Below are 18,249 nucleotides of genomic sequence, written 5' to 3'. Positions count from 1 at the left end.
GTTTGCGCCTACTTATCTCCTTGTTCAACATCTTAACGATTGATTAGAGTATAAGAACACTTCTTGGTGCAAGAGACAATTACGCTTGCTCAAGGAAGCTACTCTCCAAGAATGCGACATATTGCCGATATTCTTGTTATAAGTTCACGAACTACTCATTTCTGAGAGAAATTTAGGTGTATTTTCTTTTCAATTTTGAGAAAGTGTCATTAATGGTGTCAACTCATACCAAGTGCGTTTTTATAAAGTTGTATGACGGCTTCTTCTTCCATGCGTTTATGTTCTTCTTTTTTACGTAACCGTATAATACTTCGAACAGCTTTACTATCAAATCCAGAGCCTTTAAGTTCGGCGTAAACCTCTTTAATATCATCAGAAATGGTTTTCTTTTCTTCTTCTAATCGTTCAATACGTTCGATAAAAGCACGCAATTGGTTTACGGATATAGCGTGTGTTTCATTAGTTACTGTGTTCATTGCATTTTTCTCCAGATTTTTATATTTCAAGCTGTTTTTTAACGATAAGTTTTATGGGAAAGCTTGAAAAACAAGAGGTAAATCAAGCTATACAGTTTTTTTACAAATTGACTTTAAATATTTTGTAAAATTTTTAAATATATGCCTTGATAAAAAGGCCATAAGAAGCAAAAAATGATAAAGATACATTAATGGGTTTGAAAGGTTTTTGAAAAAAAAGATATATGCTTTGTTTTAATGGCTTGCATTATAAAGGAAGTTTTGTGGTTGCCAAAAAACGGAAATGGATGTTTGAGAAAAAACTGAGGATTTTTCTCTTGAGCATTCTGCTGTTGTTTCCATTTGTTGTATTTGCAAAAGCTGATTTTCGGGTTTGTAATACGACCCAACAGACTGTTGGTGTTGCTGTGGGATATCGTACGTTTTCAGGTTGGGTGAGTGAAGGATGGTGGGTGGTGCCTGTGACAGAATGTAAAACCTTAATAGAGGGGCCTCTTTCTTCACGGTTTTATTATTTTTATGCGGAGGGTGCACAGAAAAAAGGTAATTGGTCAGGTACTATAACCATGTGTGTGCAAGATAGCCAATTTACCATTCAAGGGGTTCACGATTGTTTTCCCAGAGGGTATCAGAAGGCTGAGTTTAAGGAAATTGATACGGGCAACCAAACCAGTTGGATGGTGCAGTTAACCGATGAGTCTTTGTTCAACGATTCAGGTGTCCATTCCTCCCCTCTTTTAAGAGGTTCTTTACCGTGAAGCGTGCACGTAAAGTAAAAATCGTTGCCACTCTTGGTCCTGCGTCTTTTTCTATTTCTATGATTGAAAAACTGTTTAGGGCCGGAGCAGATGTTTTTCGTTTAAATATGAGCCACACCGACCGTGAAACAATGGATGATTTGATTAAGCGCATACGGAAGGTTGAAAAAATTGTTCAACGGCCAATCGGTATTTTAGTGGACTTACAGGGACCAAAATTGCGTGTTGGCTGTTTTGCGAAAGGTCAGGAAGATTTACGTGTTGGGCAAAGCTTTACATTAGATGATTGTGATGTGCCGGGTGATACACAGCGTGTTTTTTTTCCACATGGGGATGTATTAGCAGCTGTTAAACCAGGGGATCGACTGTTGATTGATGATGGAAAACTGGAACTGCGTGCTGAAAAGTGTGATGGTCATTCTATTGAATGTTGTGTGGTTTCTGGGACTCGTATTTCTGATCGAAAAGGCGTGAGTTTTCCCGATACAGTTTTGCCTTTTGGTTCATTGACGCAAAAAGATAAGCTTGATCTTCAGGCTCTTTTACAGCAGCCTGTTGATTGGGTAGCGCTTTCTTTTATCCAACGTCCAGAAGATATTATAGCGGTACGTCGGTTGACAAAGAACAAAGTATCGTTGATGGCTAAGATCGAAAAACCTCAAGCTTTAGAGCACATAGAGAAGATTATTGATGTTTCTGATGGTATTATGATTGCACGTGGAGATCTTGGTGTAGAAATGCCATTGGAAAAGATTCCTGCACTCCAAATAGAGTTAATAAAAGCTTGTCGTTTAGCTGGAAAGCCTGTGGTGGTAGCAACACAAATGCTCGAGTCTATGATTACATCTTCTGTTCCTACACGCGCAGAGGTTTCTGATGTTGCTACAGCCGTTTATGCCGGGAGCGATGCTGTGATGTTGTCTGCTGAATCTGCTTCTGGTCTTTATCCTGAAGAAGCTGTGTTGATGATGGACCGCATTGCTAGGCAAATTGAACAAGATCATACTTATGCTGCTATGGTTGGAGCGCAGCATCCTGCTCCGGAGTCAACAGGAACAGACGCAATTTCTCTTGCGGCACGACAAATTGCCGAAACACTTCAATTAGCAGTTATCATTGCTTATACTGCTTCAGGCACAACGGGTATGCGTGCATCACGGGAACGCCCAAGTAAACCTATTGTTGCTTTGTCGCCTATCGTGGAAACAGCACGACGGTTGGCTTTGGTTTGGGGGCTGCATTGTGTGGTTAGCGAAGATGCACAGGATTTAGAGGATATGGTTGATCGTGCTGCATCTATTGCTTTTCAAGAGGGCTTTTGCCAAGGAGGAGATCGATTCCTTGTGACAGCAGGTGTCCCTCTTGGTACGCCTGGTGCTACAAATTTATTGCGTATCGCTTCTGTTTCTCAAGATGGAAAAAAGGGTATTTAACGAGAACGTTTACCCGCGTTGCTTTGGGCAGGAAAGTGACTGAATAGATCTAGCATTGCTTTATTATTCATTGGGAAAACAACATGGTGGTTGTCTTGGGTCGGAGGATATGTAGGATCCGATATTGTAAATTGTTTGCTGAAGCGGCATCTGATCTTTATTTTGAAAAAACTGCGTTTATGATGGAGTAGAAAATTTAACCGGGATTTTGATGCTGTATTGTTTTTTGAAATATTTTTGTATAGCTTTATTTATTATACAATTAATATATTGATTTATAATCATAATTCATAATTTTTCAATTTGAATGAGAACTGTAAATAGAGAAACATTTTTTCATTGTAAACTTCTTCTTATTCAGGGTCGAAAAAATATTTGCTTACGTATCATAAAAGGAAGCGAAGTGTGAATAGAATTGTTAAAAAAACAATATCCTTTTCATAAACTGTTTAGCTGCAAAAGCAGCCATAACAAAGTAAATATATTTAGGTGCGGGTAAAGAGGATAATGATGTTGGTCTATTTATTTAGAGTGTAAAAGGTGGGGATGTTCATGGGTTTTGCATGATATCATTGGTGAAAGACATTTTTGATAAGGCAATAGTAGTTGATGTGAAACACAAATACTGCTTTTTTCCGAGAGGAAATTTGTTTTATTTGTTTCTATTGCAATGTGCACCACTCTTTTACAATTATATCTATATCGGTCGTTGAAAATTACTCTTGTTGAAAAAATTACTGTGTTTAGTTAGTTTAAAAACTAATGTGAATTTATGAATTTTCTTGTTCTTGAACATCAATGTTGGTTTGGTTATCTTTGAGCAATTGATTGGTAAGTTTTTCAATACGTTCTGTTGTGTTTCGTACAATTTTTCCCATAGTGCGATCTCTTTCGTGATGTAGCCGTAAAAGAGTTTCGTAATCTTCTTGTAGTTTTTTATTTTCTCGTTGTATTTCTTCCATTTCATCGATAATCATAATGCCGGCCATAACCGATAAACGATGGTCGCCAATTTCACCAAAATTTTCTTTCAAATGTGCAATATATTGGTCTAATCGAGCTGCAAGCTCAATAAGATGGCTTTCTTGCCCTTTATTGCAAGCCATGCGATAAACTTTACCATCAATGGTGACGGAAACAGTTTCCATACATTCAAACCTTTATCTATCAATGACGACGCGAATCGTTTCCATCGCTTTAATCAAACGTTTGGAAACTTCTTTGTTTACTGCTTCTAGCCGCTCAACTTGGGCTTCAGCTTTATCAAGTGCTTGGGCAAGATGGCTACGATCAGCGTTCATTCGTTGTATTTCTTCTTCCCATTCATTGTTTTTATCAATAACGGCATTGCGGTTTATAATAGTGATTTCTAAGGTTCTTAATGCTTTTTCTAATTGCTCTAAAGCGTGTGGTAGAACCGTGTTTTCTAGATTCATGCTATTTCTATCCTTTGGGTAATTGTATCCTTTATCAGTTTTTTATGCAAAAACGAATCATACATTTTCTTTTTTTGTGTAAATTTTATTTTTAAGTATGTAGAATGTTTTCGCAAGCAAGGCAGAAGATACATGTTAATTAAAAGCTGGATTTTTTCAGTGTATTGGCATAAATGATTATGTGTAAAAGGATGTGTGAGGGGAATATTATTAATATTACTCAAGTGACGATAATAAGAAAGCTTATCTTGAGAATTAAACAAAGAGTATTTCTCAAAAAATTAAGAGAATAATGAAATGGTCTATCATTTATGACGAATACTGAACAACAAAATCAGATGGCCAATGCTATCCGTTTTCTTGCTATTGATGCGATTGAAAAAGCAAATTCTGGTCATCCTGGCTTGCCAATGGGCGCAGCCGATATCGCTACCGTTCTTTATACAAAGTTCCTTGCTCATGATCCTAAAAATCCCCATTGGCCTAATCGTGATCGTTTTGTATTGTCGGCTGGGCATGGGTCTATGTTGCTTTATGCTTTACTATATCTTTCTGGTTATGAGGATATCACCTTTGAAGATCTCAAAAATTTTCGCCAACTAGGGTCAAAGCTTGCCGGGCATCCAGAATATCGGTATGCCGCAGGAATTGAAACAACTACTGGCCCTCTTGGTCAGGGATTGGCTAATGCCGTGGGAATGGCACTTGGTGAGCGCTTGCAAAATGCGCGGTTTGGAGATCTTATCAATCATTACACTTATGTGTTGGTCGGGGATGGGTGTCTTATGGAAGGGATTTCTCAAGAAGCTATTTCCCTTGCTGGTCATCTGAAACTCAGTAAGCTTATTGTGTTGTGGGACGATAATAATATTTCCATCGATGGAGAAATTTCTCTTACTGATAGTACAGATCAAATGGCGCGTTTTAAAGCGTCTGGGTGGAATACACACAAAGTCGATGGACATGATCAAGCTGAACTTGCACGTGCTATTGAGGCAGCTCGAGATTCCGATAAACCAACTTTGATTGACTGTAAAACCACCATTGGCTTTGGAGCACCAAATAAAGCAGGCACCAATAAAGTTCATGGAGCACCTTTAGGCGCCCGGGAAATTGCTGAAACTCGTATCGCTTTGGGATGGGAGGTTGAGCCTTTCGTTGTTCCAGCTGATATTCTTGATAATTGGCGTTTGGCTGGTCTCAATGCTGCTAAAAAACGACAACAATGGGAAAAAAAATTAGCTGCTCTTTCTATGTTAGAACGTGTGGAGTTTGAAAGACTAATGCGGGGTGATCTTCTCGGTGGATTTGATAGCGCTATTGATGCTTATAAGCAGCAACTCACTAAAGAGCGCCCTTGTGTTGCTACGCGTAAAGCTTCAGAAATGGCTCTTGAAGTTATCAATGAGGTTGTTATTGAAACTATTGGCGGTTCGGCTGACTTAACCGGGTCTAATAATACAAAAAGCAGTCAGATGAAAAGTATTTCTGCTGAAGATTTTTCAGGGCGCTATCTGCATTATGGAATTCGCGAACATGCGATGGGAGCAGTAATGAATGGTCTTGCTCTTCATGGAGGCTTTATTCCTTATGGGGGAACTTTCTTGTGCTTTTCTGACTATATGCGTCCTGCGATGCGTCTGTCTTCTTTGATGGGGTTGCGGGTGATTTATGTCCTGACCCATGATTCCATTGGTCTTGGTGAGGATGGCCCCACGCATCAACCCGTGGAGCATTTGGCTTCTTTGCGTGCTCTGCCTAATCATCTTGTTTTCCGCCCTGCTGATGCTATGGAGACAGTTGAGTGTTGGCAATTGGCTTTGAAAACACGCGAAACACCTTCTACTTTGGCTTTAAGTCGGCAAGATTTACCGTTTTTACGTCAAGAGTATGAAGAAGAAAATCTTTGTATGCTGGGTGCTTATGAATTACTTACCGCTAGTGATGATGCGCAGGTTACCCTATTTGCTTCTGGTTCAGAATTGCAAATTGCAGTAGAGGCACATGCGGTTTTAGAAGAAAAAAGTATCCCAACACGTGTGGTTTCTGTGCCTTGTTTCGAACTCTTTGCACAGCAATCTCTCTCTTATCAACGTGCCCTCATTGGTGATGCACCAATTAAAATTGCTATTGAAGCTGCTGTGCGACAAGGATGGGAGCGTTTTATCGGTTGTGATGGTGTGTTTATTGGTATGGATGGGTTTGGTGCCAGTGGAACAGCTGATACACTTTATGCACATTTCGATATCACTTGTGAGAATGTGGTCGCTACCGTTGAAAAAGAACTTGAAAAGATCCATAAGGAAAATGTGAAATGACAGTTCGCATTGCAATTAATAGGGTTGATAGGTATTAGGAGCAGTATTTCGCGTTCACTTATGGAAAGTGATTGATCGAAATATTGAAGATTGTAGTGGTTAATGATTTGGAATCGGTGGAAACAAATACTCGTTTGTTGCGCTATAATAAAATAGGGAAAATGGGAAATGACGGTTCGCGTTGCAATTAATGGGTTTGGTCGTATTGGACGCAATATTTTGCGCTCACTTGTGGAAAGTGGACGACAAGATATTGAAGTTGTGGCCGTTAATGATTTGGGATCGGTGGAAACAAATGCTCATTTATTACGCTATGATTCAGTCCATGGGCGTTTTCCTGGTGCGGTTAGGGTTGTTGGTGATGCGCTTGATATAGGACGCGGTTTGATAAAGGTGTTGGCAGAGCGTGACCCAGTACAGTTGCCTTGGAAAGATTTAGATATCGATATTGCTTTGGAATGTACAGGTATTTTTACTGCGCGTGACAAAGCAAGTGCTCACTTAGATGCGGGAGCAAAGCGTGTTCTTATTTCTGCTCCTTCGGAGGGTGCAGATTTCACTGTGGTTTATGGAGTTAATCATCAATTTCTAAGCAAAGAGCATAGGATTGTTTCCAATGCTTCTTGTACAACTAACTGTTTAGCGCCTGTTGCGCAGGTTTTGCACAATACAGTTGGCATTGAAAAAGGTTTTATGACGACGATCCATTCTTATACAGGTGATCAACCTGTGTTGGATACAATGCATCGTGACCTTTATCGTACACGCGCGGCAGCTCTTTCTATGATTCCTACCTCGACAGGGGCGGCGAAAGCTGTGGGCTTGGTCTTGCCAGAGTTAAAAGGATTGCTCGATGGTGTGTCGATTCGTGTTCCAACTCCGAATGTTTCTGTGGTTGATTTAACATTTACTGCTAAACGTTCCACAACGGTTGAAGAAATTAATATGGCTATTTGCACTGCTGCACGAGGGTCACTCAAAGGAATTTTGGACTATACAGAAGAAAAGCTTGTGAGTTGTGATTTTAATCATAATCCGCATTCAGCTATTTTCCATAATGATCAAACAAAGGTAATTGATGGTCAGCTTTGTCGTGTTCTGGTTTGGTACGATAATGAATGGGGTTTTTCAAACCGTATGGCTGATACGGCAGTAGCTTTTGCCAAAACAATATAAAAGAGGTTCTGAAGCCTCTCTTTTATCTTAACAAAGTCAAATTTTATGATAAGAATAAAGGCGTATTCTTTTTGAAAAAGACGCCTAGAATCGCTATTGGTACGTTAAAAAAAAGGTGCTGTTTAAGTGATTGATAGGGTTTTCTGTATTTGTACAATATGTGTTTTAAAATTTCATGAAAGGGCAAAATTTGAAAAAGTGAAGCTTAAACAAAACGAAGTTTGAGAAAGCACAGTTACAAGTTTTTTTTATGTAAAAGCAAAAAGAATTGAGTGGAAAGAAAGTTAGGGAGGTGTGCTTTTTATGTGTAACCACAGAAAGTGGAGAAGGTGCAGTGATGGGTTTTCGTACACTTGATGATGTTGATGTCACCGGGAAACGTGTTCTTGTGCGGGTAGATTTTAATGTGCCAATGGTGCAAGGAAAAGTGGGTGATGAGACGCGTATTAAACGACATAAAGAGACACTTGTTGAACTTCAAAAACGTGGCGCTAAACTTATTCTACTTTCCCATTGTGGGCGTCCCAAGGGACAAGGGGAGCCAGAATTTTCTCTACGCCCCGTTGTACAAGTACTGGAGAAAATAATTAATCAGTCGGTGGCTTTTGCATCAGATTGTATTGGAACAACAGCGCAAATGGCGGTTGAAGCATTGCAAAACGGTAATGTTTTAGTACTTGAAAATGTTCGTTTTCATCCAGGTGAAGAAAAGAATGATTGTTCTTTTGCTGCAGCCTTAGCTCATCATGGGGATCTCTATGTCAATGATGCTTTTTCAGTTTCTCACCGTGCTCATGCTTCGGTGGAGGGAATAACGCATTTTTTGCCTTCTTATGCGGGACGTTCTTTGCAGTGTGAATTGCAGGCTTTAGAAAAGGCGCTTGGCAATCCGACGCGTCCAGTAGTTGCAATTGTTGGAGGTGCAAAGGTTTCTAGTAAACTTTTTGTGCTTAATCATTTGATTGAAAAGGTCAATTATTTGGTGATTGGTGGTGGTATGGCCAACAGTTTTTTGGCAGCCCAAGGTGTTCAAGTTGGAAAGTCATTGTGTGAACATGCATTGATGGAAACTGTAAAAAAAGTTATTGAAAAAGCGCAAGAGTACCAATGTACGCTTCTACTCCCTGTGGATGTGATGGTTGGATTTCGCTTTGAAAAAAATGCACCACATCGTCTTTATGATATTGGAGATATTCCGGAAAAGGGAATGATTCTGGATATTGGTACAAACTCCATTGCAAATATCAATGCTGTGATTGATAAGGCTGCTACCCTTGTGTGGAATGGCCCTCTTGGTGTTTTTGAGGTGCCTCCCTTTGAACAGGGAACGATAGCAGTGGCACGTCATGCAGCAGAACGGAGCTCGGCAAGAAAATTGATTTCAATTGCAGGTGGGGGAGATACGGTTTTTGCACTTAATCATGCTGGTGTTGCTAATGATTTTACTTATCTTTCGACTGCAGGGGGGGCTTTTTTAGAATGGATGGAAGGCAAGATGCTTCCTGGTATTTTCGCTCTCATGCAGGCTTAAAGATTTGATTTGAAGGAAAAGTTAAAAAAGCTGTATGGTCTCAGGTTGTATAGGGTAGCTGGCTATATTGCTATTTTTAGAAATTAGACAGAATAAAGAGGAATTTTTATGAATGAACGTCTTGAAGATATAGCACTTACTCTGGTGAGTGCAGGGAAAGGTATTTTAGCTGCAGATGAAAGTACTGCGACGATTGGAAAGCGTTTTGAAAGCATTGGTGTTGAATGCAATGAGAATAATCGTCGCGCCTATCGTGAAATGCTTTTTACTGCAAAAGAAGCTATGAGAAGTGCTATCTCTGGTGTCATTTTATTTGATGAAACCATTCGTCAAAAAGCTTCTACGGGGCAGATGTTGACAGATCTTATTCGTGATGCGGGTGCTTTGCCGGGAATTAAAGTTGATACCGGTGCCAAACCATTGGCCGCTTTTCCTCATGAAACGATTACAGAAGGGTTGGATGGACTGCGTGAGCGTTTAAAAGATTATTATGCTTTGGGAGCGCGTTTTGCTAAATGGCGTGCGGTGATTGCTATTGATGAACGTGTTTTGCCAACAAAAGGTGCAATAAGTCAAAATGCACAGGCTTTAGCACGCTATGCTGCTTTATGTCAGGAAGTAGGTCTTGTGCCTATTGTTGAGCCGGAAGTGCTGATGGATGGGCCATCACGTCAACATTCAATTGCACGTTGTTTTGAGGTTACACAAGCTGTCTTAAACACGGTTTTTAAAGAATTATTTGAGTGTCATGTGCTTTTCGAGGGTATGATTTTAAAACCCAATATGGTGATTGATGGAAAAGATGCGCGCAATGCTTCTGTTGAAGAGGTGGCTGAAAAGACGATCCAGGTTCTTAAACAGACTGTACCTGCTTCTGTTCCGGGAATTGCTTTTCTTTCTGGAGGGCAGTGCGATGAAGAAGCAACGGCGCATTTATCTGCTATGAATGCTTTAGGGACTTTACCTTGGAAATTAACTTTCTCTTATGGACGGGCATTACAAGCGGCTGCCTTAAAAGCATGGGCTGGAAAAGATGAAAATGTTGCTGTTGCACAAAAGGCTTTTTGTCATCGTGCCCGAATGAACCATCTTGCTGCTTTGGGAAAATGGACAAAAGACCAGGAAAAGTCGTATGCTTAAAATGCTCTAAATCTTGTGTTTACAAATTTCTTTTTATCGTTTCGAGCGAGGGCTTTTTAGCCCTCTTCTCCTTTTTTCTTTGTATCATCATGGTTTATAGAAGTAATCAGTTTCTATTTTTCTTTAACATGCAAAAAACTCTGCTTTGAGTGGGGCATTTCACGAGCAGCTTAAAAGTGTTTTCTATAAGAACTCCACTGTAAAGGACTATTAAACGGTGTTCCTTTTACAAGCCAAAGCAGTTTTATCGTTTTTAATGTATAGTAAGCAGCTTATCAGGCGTTTTTTCTCTTTAGAACCAGAGCGAGGCTTTTATATACCAAGATTACCAAAACGATTTTTAAATTTAGAAACACGTCCACCACGGTCTACGAGTGTTTGAGACCCGCCTGTCCACGCTGGATGGGATTTGGGGTCGATATCCAAATTAAGGACATCTCCTTCTTTTCCCCAAGTGGAACGTGTTGTATATCGAGTTCCATCTGTCATAACGACGGTAATTTTGTGATAATCAGGATGAATATTCGCTTTCATGCGTCAAACCTTTTGTATTTATAGAGTAAAATGGCACTTTATCACTTTTTAAGTGCGCTTCCTTTGTCTTTTTGTTAAAACTGATTAAAGTAATACTCCTATAACCGAGCACGCATCAAAAAACAAGTGTTCAAGATACAACGTTGCATGCAAGTGTTATAAACAACCAAATATAGTGAGCAAAACCTTATGAATCTTTTCAATCATTCAAAAAAATTTATAAAGCCTTCCACAAAAAAGTCTTCATTCTCGTTGCTTGCAACTTTTGGTCCTTATCTTGTACGTTATCGTTGGTTGTTTATATTTGCCTTTTTAGCTTTGTCTGTTGCTGCTCTTGTTACGCTCGCTTTGCCCGTTGCTATCCGCCAAATGTTTGATTATGGTTTTTCTACTTCAAGTCATGGTCATATCAATTTTTATTTCTTTATTTTGTTTGTTTTGGCTTTGCTTCTCGCACTTGCTTCTGCTTGCCGTTATTATTGTGTCATCACTTTGGGAGAACGGATTGTTGCCGATTTACGGCGTGATGTTTTTGTACATATTATGAAACTTTCGCCTGCTTTTTTTGATAAGTCTCATTCTGGTGAAATTGTTTCCCGGCTTTTAACGGATACAACGCAAATAAAATTAGCTGTTGGTTCAACTGCCTCTACCGCTTTGCGTCATTTGATTGTGGTGATTGGAGCAATTGTAATGATGGTTATTACCAATGCTAAATTGTCCACGCTTGTTTTGCTTGCCATCCCCTTTGTTGCTATTCCGTTAGTTGTTTTTGGGCGTAGGGTTCGTGCACGTACACGCGCTGCGCAAGACCGTTTAGCAGATGCTAATGCTTTAGCAACAGAACAGGTAAGCTCTATTCGCACTGTGCAGGCTTTTACTGCTGAAAAACTTGTTGCTACACGTTTTTCACAGTTGATAGAACGTGCTTTTCAAACGGCACGTGCTTCTGTGATTTTGCGTTCCTTTTTTACAGGATTTGCAATTTTTCTGGTTTTCAGCAGTGTGGTCGCTGTTTTATGGATTGGGTCACGGGATGTTTTGAATGGGACTATGACAGGGGGAACATTAGGTCAATTTGTTCTTTATGCGGTTTTTGGAGCTTCAACCTTTGCGCAATTATCGGAAATAGGTGCAGAATTAATACAAGCAGCAGGAGCTGCTGAACGGCTTGCCGAATTGTTGCAGGAACAGCCTACTATTTTAGCTCCAGAGGTTCCTTTGCCACTGGCAAAACCTATTCAAGGTGCTATTGTTTTTGATCAAGTTAATTTTATTTATCCTTCTAGGCCACAAGAAAAGATTTTACGCTCTCTTTCTTTTTCTGTCAAAGCGGGTGAAACAGTTGCTTTTGTTGGTGCTTCAGGTGCAGGAAAAAGTACTATTTTTTCTTTGATCCTTCGTTTTTATGATCCTATAAGTGGTCAAATTCGATTTGATGGCAGGGAGATCAATCGCCTTTCTTTACAAGATTTACGCAGTGCAATTTCTTATGTTCCACAAGATGTCGCCATTTTTGATGGCACGTTACGCGATAATATTATTTTCGGTACAGAAAATACTTATGAAGAACAAATTATCGCTGCCGCTAAAGCAGCCAACGCACTTGAGTTTATTGAAGCTTTACCAGACGGTTTGGATACAAAAGTGGGAGAGCGTGGTACCATGCTTTCGGGTGGGCAAAAACAACGCATTGGTATTGCACGCGCGATTTTAAGAAATGCTCCACTGTTACTGCTTGATGAAGCAACGTCGGCTTTAGATGCAAATAGTGAAAAGTTAGTGCAAGAAGCATTAGAAGGGTTGATGCAAAATCGAACAACATTAGTAATTGCTCACCGTCTAGCAACAATTTTAAAAGCTGATCGTATTCTTGTAATGGATAAAGGTGCTCTTGTTGAGGAAGGGACACATACAGAACTCATTGCACAAAACGGGATTTATGCCTATTTAGCTAAATTGCAATTTTCCCCTGAATAAACTAATATTATCAATAAATTCTTTGGGAATTATCGTCGGTGCGCTTTAGGAAACACAAAATACTATTTCCAGATTGCTGTTTTTTTGAGAGTTAAATTCCTTTCTTAAGAGTTTTTTCTAACTTGATGCGAATGTGTTCGTTGCCAGCAATGATGTTTTTTTTGCGAAATATATCATTACCGCCTTCTTTATCTGTGACAAAACCACCGGCTTCACGGACCATCAGTATTCCAGCAGCTATATCCCAAATTTGTAGGTTATCTTCCCAAAATCCATCGGTTCTTCCAGCTGCGACATAAGCCAAATCAAGAGCAGCAGCTCCAAAACGACGAAGTCCAGAAACTTCCATCATCACATTGCGCAATTCAATAAGATATGCTCCATGACCTGGGCGACCAAAATGCGGCATACCCGTTGCAATGACACAATCTTCCAGTCTTCGTCGTGCAGAAACGCGACAGCGTCGGTCATTAAAGAAAGCTCCACTACCACGTTCAGCGGTAAATAGCTCATCACTTACGGGATTATAAATAACGCCAGCAACGATTTTTCCTTGACTTTCTAAAGCAATAGAAACAGCAAAAAAAGGAATGCCATGGAGAAAATTTGTTGTGCCATCTAAAGGATCAACAATGAAACGATGCTGTGAATCTTCTCCAATAATTTCCTCAGACTCTTCCATTAGAAAACCAAATTTGGGTCGTGCTTTGCTTAATTCATGGAAAATAATTTTTTCAGCTTTACGATCTGCTTGGCTTACATAATCTGCAGGTCCTTTCAAAGACACTTGCAAATTTTGTACTTCACCGTAATCACGCACCAACGAGCGTCCTGCTTTTATTGCAGCTTGCACCATAACATTCATGATTGCAGAATGGGGCATCTTTTATTCCTTTATTTATCCTTTTCATTTGCACGACGCAAATAGATCAACTCGTTGGTGTCGACAATGACACGTTCACCAGTATTTATAAAGGGTGGAACAAGAATACGGATACCATTTTCAAGAATTGCAGGTTTATAAGAGGCTGTGACTGTTTGCCCCTTGATGGCTGGGTCAGCCTCAGCAATCGTTACAATAACCTGATCGGGAAGGGATATGCCGATTGGCTTTTCTTGATAAAGTTCAACTGTGACAGTCATCCCATCTTGGAGAAAAGCAGCACGTTCACCAACAAAATCCTTTAGCAATTCAAGTTGTTCATAGGATTGAGAATCCATAAAGATCAAAGCATCACCTTGTTGATAAAGAAACGTAAAATCCTTTTGTTCAAGGCGTACTCTTTCAACCGTTTCGGCAGCACGAAATCGTTCATTGAGTTTTGTACCATCAATCAAATTTTTCATTTCAACTTGATTAAATGCACCGCCTTTTCCTGGTTTTACCGCGTTGCATTTAACAGCAACCCATAAACTTCCTTGATGTTCAATTACGTTACCGGGGCGAATTTCATTGCCATTAATTTTCATCGTTTCTATCCAATTCTATTCCTACAAAAAGAGAGCTCTTTTTGTCCTTGTATGGCTATTCCCCTCGTTGTCTTTGTGGCGAGCTCTTTTGTTGTTTTTATGGTGAGTTCTTTCGTTGTTTTTGCAGAGAGAAGAGCCTAGAAAGTACTCCTAAATTAAAGAACTTTTTTATCTTTTCTTGCTTTTCAGTTCTTTGCAAGACCATAAAAAGTGCTCAGACGCAAGCTTTTTAACAATTTGCACAAAGATTTTTATGGGGATTTTGTGAGAATTTATCTATTTTGAAGAAAAGGATATCATTTTTTCAAGCATTTTTTAAAAAACAGGAAGAAGCTTTATTGCTTCTTTTCGTGCTTCTTCCAATTGTGTGTTATCTAACCCATCAAGCATCATTTCAAGATCAGGAGCTTGTATTTTTGCTTGTTTTGCAAGCATATACCATGCTGCTGCCTTTATCATATCGCCTGTTGTGCCTATTCCATCTCGATAAAGTCTTGAAAGAGAAATCTGTGCTGGTGCGCTCATGTTGAGCGCATTGTTCAAAAGCAAATGAAAAGCACGTTGAAAATCAGTTTTTCCCCCACGACCTTGTACTAGCCATTGTGCCAAAAGAATTTGAGCTAGAGAATGTTTGTTTTGAGCTGCAACTTCCATAAGTTTGCGTGCATTACGATCATCTTTTGGCCGCGTTAAAGTTCCTAAAGAAAGAATTTTTGCTGCAGCAAAAGCTGCTTCGGGATCACCAAGAGACGCACCTTTTAAGAACCATTTTAGTGCCTGTTCTATCGCTTCATTTTCACGACTTTGTATCGTAACACCAGCAAGAATTTGCTTTTCACGTGAAGCTTTATAAAGAAGCAATTGCCCATAATAATAATAGGCTTCTTTTACTCCGGCTTCTACGGATTTTTGAATAAATTGTTCACCAAGTTCTTGATTTTGTGTAATAAAATTACCATCAAATAGCATCAGTCCATAGCGCAATTGTGCTTGTGGTTCGCCTTGTTTTGCTGCACGTCCAAACCATAAAGCAGCACGAGCACCATCAACGGGAACTGCACATCCTTCCATGTAAATCCGAGCAAGAAGAGTTTGTGCGAAAGGATCATTTTGTTCAGCACGTCTGAGTGCTTCACGAAAGGCTTTCAAATAATAGCCTTGAACGTAATAGTCGTAGGCTTGATCATATTCTCCAGCTTGTAAGGGATGGAAAGACTCTTGTGTGCTTGAAGCTGTTTGAATAGTGTTCAAAGAGTTTTTGAGATTTGAGGATTCTTCAGTGCTTCCAGCAGAATTTGCAATAGCGATAACGCTTGCAAGCCAAATTACTCCCACAATAAGCAGTTTCATGCTTCTTTTAATCATGGATGTTTCCTCTGCATCACAGGAGAAAATTTTTACATTTTTCTTTCATCATTTCAAGTATAATTAAAGGATTGTCGTGTGCAAAAATGATTTCTTCAACGGCGATAAATTCGCAGGCGGTTTTTAATACTTCATCAAAAGTTTCATAATCGCTTCCTGCTTGAACAATAGCGGGGATTTCCATAATCTCTGCCCACCATTGCGCCAATTGGATATTGCGGGGGTGAGAGTGCGGTTTTTTATCGGCCCCTAATTTTCCAAACAGAAGATAATCGACCCCTGCTTCTCCAGCAAGCATGGCACAATGGCGATTACGCAAATTGCCAAAACCTACTATTTTTTGTCCTTTTTTTTGATTTGCAAAGTGTTCAAGAGTGTTAAGGTCACCCTCCACATGCAAACCATCTGCTTTTGTGCGTTCAACAATTCGGCTGTCACCAGAAATGAGAAGGGCAATGTTATTATGCTGAATATCCTCAGTGTAGATTTTTGCTTGTTTTTGTAAAAAAGCTTCATCTTTCTCAGAGTCATAGAGAATGACACATACAAAAGACTTTGTTTGCAATATTTGGCCCAAAAAGGTAGGTTGTAAAACACGCCGTACGTCTAATGTTAAAACCAATTGAGGATGAGAAGGTGGATCAATCAGTTTATTCTTTTGTTTTGTCATATAAAATCCTTAACTCTTAAAATAAAAAATTTGACTCTTACAATTAAGGCTTCTTCTTATAAATCTTCTTTGTTAAAATAAACGGGTACTTTTATGATTTGTAGGGGGGCATTTATGGGATATCAGAGTGTTTTTAACCATAATACACATCCTTTTCATCGTGATACACGCGTTGATATTTTTCGTTCTTTAGCCTTGTTGACAATTTTCATCAATCATATTCCTGGGACTTTATATGAATATATAACACATAAAAACTTCGGTTTTTCTGATTCAGCAGAAGTTTTTGTTTTACTTTCAGGGGTATCTCTTGGGCTAAGCTTTCATGCGCGTTTACATCAGGCGTCTTTTACTTTCATTGTACGCAAACTTTGGCAGAGAGCTTTTCAGCTTTATGGAGCCTATCTTTTTACCACATTTATAACTTTGAGCCTTTTTTTAGGTGCTTTTTTTGTGGCGTGTAGAGAAACTTTTATCAATGAATAATGTGGGGTTATTTTTCACACAGCCTTTCATTGCAGTTTTTAGTACCTTAAGCTTTGGACACCAATTAGGGTATAATAATATTCTTCCGCTTTATATTGTTCTCATGTTTTTTGCGCCTTTTGCACTTTATTTGAGTTGTAAACAAAAATGGCTGCTGCTTTCGGGTTCCTTCATGCTCTACCTGATTTGTGGATTTTATGAAATTGCTCCCCCTTCTTATCCTATACAGGGAAAGTGGTTTTTAAACCCTTTATCTTGGCAATTTTTGTTTGTAATAGGGTTGACTATCACTTTATTTCTTAAACAAGGAAAAACAATCGCCTTTCAACCTTTTTGGGTTGTTGTTGCAACTGTGTATCTTTTGCTTTCTCTATTATGGGTTCGCTTGAATTGGTGGGGTGTTTTAGGGTGGCTTGGTTGGACTTCTCCATTAATTAATTTTAATAAAACCTTTTTGAGTTTACCCCGTCTGCTCCATATTATTGCCCTATCAGCGCTGATCCTTTTTTTGCCTCGCTTGCATAATTGGTTTCATGTTTCAGAAAAAAATCCTTTAGCAATTTTAGGTAAACACAGTCTTCCCGTTTTTGTAACGGGGACGGTGTTTGCAATGTTTGGACAAGTTTTAAAAACAATAATGACAGGAACATTTTTTTCCGATAGTTTCTTGATTATAAGTGGCATTGCTTTACAGTTTGGGGTCGCCTACTATTGTGAAAAACGTCGATCTCTTCAACAGTTTTCTTCAAGGAAACTTATTCGTTTGTGATGCTATCTTGTGACACGTTAACCTTAGCATAAGAAGCGCATTGCGCGAAAGTTTTAAAAGAGGTAGTTAATATAAAAACGCATTTTATACAGCAACAAAAGAAACTTTTTTATTTTCATTTCGTTAATAACATAATTTTTGTGCTGTTATTTGGAGTATAAAAGCGTGAGTGTACATAAACATTCTTGTGATGAACCCATTATCATGATTGAGCATAGTGCTTTTGAGAATGCTTTCAATCGCCTCTATGAAGAGACGATGACGTTGATTGAAGAAACAGCAACTTATATTGATACGGAAGGCAAATTGGTTGCGCGTTCTCTATCGACAGAAATTTCTGCGATGTATGCGAAAGAAGCTATGTATTTAAGTACACGACTTATGCAAATCGCTTCTCAACTTCTTCTTCTTCGTGCAGAGCGAGAAGGAGAAATGTCATCAGAACAAATAGAAAGAGAATTTGCGAAAATATCGCTTCATACACCAACGTTGAAATTAGAAAGTGCTCATTGGCAAGAGTTGCCAGAAGTTTTCCGCTATTTTGTAGCCCGCTCACTTCGGCTAGAGGCGCGTATGAAATATATGCGTACTGGGAGAGAAAGTAGTTTTCCCTATCTCTTGGAAGAGGACAATCCGGTGGGTAAACAGATCGAGTTGCTTAAAACAGCATTTGGGCGTTTTTAGAGAATTTTGCAGCTTGTTGCTTT

At 39.3% G+C, this 18,249-nt stretch carries 16 protein-coding genes and 1 pseudogene; 9 read left to right on the top strand and 8 right to left on the bottom strand.

The window, feature by feature from the left end:
* Nucleotides 1–218: 218 nt before the first annotated feature.
* Nucleotides 219–476: a DUF2312 domain-containing protein gene (locus HWV54_RS03235; RefSeq protein WP_005866773.1), complete on the bottom strand. Its 258-nt coding sequence runs from the start codon at nt 474–476 to the stop codon at nt 219–221.
* Nucleotides 477–700: 224 nt separating this feature from the next.
* On the opposite strand from HWV54_RS03235, the gene HWV54_RS03230 reads away from it, so the two are divergent.
* Together HWV54_RS03230 and pyk are read left to right on the top strand one after the other, a co-directional pair.
* Complete coding sequence (locus HWV54_RS03230; RefSeq protein WP_040296416.1) at nt 701–1,234, top strand: DUF1036 domain-containing protein; 534 nt, start codon at nt 701–703, stop codon at nt 1,232–1,234.
* Nucleotides 1,231–2,667 (top strand): pyruvate kinase, encoded by a 1,437-nt coding sequence (pyk, locus tag HWV54_RS03225; protein WP_005866777.1) that lies wholly within the window; start codon nt 1,231–1,233, stop codon nt 2,665–2,667. The genes HWV54_RS03230 and pyk overlap by 4 nt, the downstream gene beginning before the upstream one ends.
* Nucleotides 2,668–3,437: 770 nt before the next feature.
* Here the strand turns inward: pyk and HWV54_RS03220 are convergent.
* Together HWV54_RS03220 and HWV54_RS03215 are read right to left on the bottom strand one after the other, a co-directional pair.
* Entirely contained in the window at nt 3,438–3,815 is a 378-nt protein-coding gene (locus HWV54_RS03220) for a cell division protein ZapA (protein WP_005866779.1), read from the bottom strand.
* A gap of 12 nt (nt 3,816–3,827) precedes the next feature.
* Nucleotides 3,828–4,103: a DUF4164 domain-containing protein gene (locus HWV54_RS03215; RefSeq protein ID WP_005866781.1), complete on the bottom strand. Its 276-nt coding sequence runs from the start codon at nt 4,101–4,103 to the stop codon at nt 3,828–3,830.
* 311 nt (nt 4,104–4,414) lie between these two features.
* On the opposite strand from HWV54_RS03215, the gene tkt reads away from it, so the two are divergent.
* The 4 genes from tkt to HWV54_RS03195 all read left to right on the top strand — a co-directional run bounded on the left by tkt (nt 4,415) and on the right by HWV54_RS03195 (nt 10,268).
* Complete coding sequence (gene tkt, locus HWV54_RS03210; RefSeq protein ID WP_005866782.1) at nt 4,415–6,421, top strand: transketolase; 2,007 nt, start codon at nt 4,415–4,417, stop codon at nt 6,419–6,421.
* 168 nt (nt 6,422–6,589) lie between these two features.
* Nucleotides 6,590–7,597: a type I glyceraldehyde-3-phosphate dehydrogenase gene (gene gap, locus HWV54_RS03205; protein WP_005866784.1), complete on the top strand. Its 1,008-nt coding sequence runs from the start codon at nt 6,590–6,592 to the stop codon at nt 7,595–7,597.
* Between the two features lie 337 nt (nt 7,598–7,934).
* Nucleotides 7,935–9,128 (top strand): phosphoglycerate kinase, encoded by a 1,194-nt coding sequence (locus HWV54_RS03200; protein ID WP_005866786.1) that lies wholly within the window; start codon nt 7,935–7,937, stop codon nt 9,126–9,128.
* A 108-nt stretch (nt 9,129–9,236) separates the two neighbouring features.
* A complete protein-coding gene (locus HWV54_RS03195; RefSeq protein ID WP_005866788.1) occupies nt 9,237–10,268 on the top strand; it encodes a class I fructose-bisphosphate aldolase in 1,032 nt (343 codons plus the stop codon).
* A 312-nt stretch (nt 10,269–10,580) separates the two neighbouring features.
* Here HWV54_RS03195 and rpmE read toward each other — a convergent pair whose 3' ends face one another.
* Nucleotides 10,581–10,802 (bottom strand): 50S ribosomal protein L31, encoded by a 222-nt coding sequence (gene rpmE / locus HWV54_RS03190; protein WP_005866790.1) that lies wholly within the window; start codon nt 10,800–10,802, stop codon nt 10,581–10,583.
* 189 nt (nt 10,803–10,991) lie between these two features.
* Here rpmE and HWV54_RS03185 point away from each other — a divergent pair, with 189 nt between their 5' ends.
* A complete protein-coding gene (locus tag HWV54_RS03185) occupies nt 10,992–12,782 on the top strand; it encodes an ABC transporter transmembrane domain-containing protein (RefSeq protein WP_005866792.1) in 1,791 nt (596 codons plus the stop codon).
* 91 nt (nt 12,783–12,873) lie between these two features.
* On the opposite strand, the gene HWV54_RS03180 is transcribed toward HWV54_RS03185, so the two are convergent.
* The 4 genes from HWV54_RS03180 to HWV54_RS03165 all read right to left on the bottom strand — a co-directional run bounded on the left by HWV54_RS03180 (nt 12,874) and on the right by HWV54_RS03165 (nt 16,287).
* Nucleotides 12,874–13,665, bottom strand: coding sequence for an inositol monophosphatase family protein (locus HWV54_RS03180; RefSeq protein ID WP_005866793.1), 792 nt, complete (start codon nt 13,663–13,665; stop codon nt 12,874–12,876).
* Between the two features lie 11 nt (nt 13,666–13,676).
* A complete protein-coding gene (gene efp, locus HWV54_RS03175; protein ID WP_005866795.1) occupies nt 13,677–14,252 on the bottom strand; it encodes an elongation factor P in 576 nt (191 codons plus the stop codon).
* Nucleotides 14,253–14,567: 315 nt separating this feature from the next.
* Entirely contained in the window at nt 14,568–15,617 is a 1,050-nt protein-coding gene (locus HWV54_RS03170; RefSeq protein ID WP_005866797.1) for a tetratricopeptide repeat protein, read from the bottom strand.
* A 16-nt stretch (nt 15,618–15,633) separates the two neighbouring features.
* Entirely contained in the window at nt 15,634–16,287 is a 654-nt protein-coding gene (locus HWV54_RS03165) for a thiamine phosphate synthase (protein ID WP_005866799.1), read from the bottom strand.
* A 93-nt stretch (nt 16,288–16,380) separates the two neighbouring features.
* Between HWV54_RS03165 and HWV54_RS03160 the strand changes: the two are divergent.
* Nucleotides 16,381–17,542 (top strand): annotated as a pseudogene (locus HWV54_RS03160) (OpgC family protein).
* 165 nt (nt 17,543–17,707) lie between these two features.
* Nucleotides 17,708–18,226, top strand: a complete 519-nt coding sequence (locus tag HWV54_RS03155) for a DUF1465 family protein (protein ID WP_005866804.1) — start codon at nt 17,708–17,710, stop codon at nt 18,224–18,226.
* Nucleotides 18,227–18,249: the final 23 nt, after the last annotated feature.

It is taken from the genome of Bartonella alsatica, from assembly GCF_013388295.1.
GTDB lineage: Bacteria > Pseudomonadota > Alphaproteobacteria > Rhizobiales > Rhizobiaceae > Bartonella > Bartonella alsatica.
The sequence above is the reverse complement of the archived record's forward strand: the minus strand, read 5'-3'. Positions and strand labels throughout refer to the sequence as shown.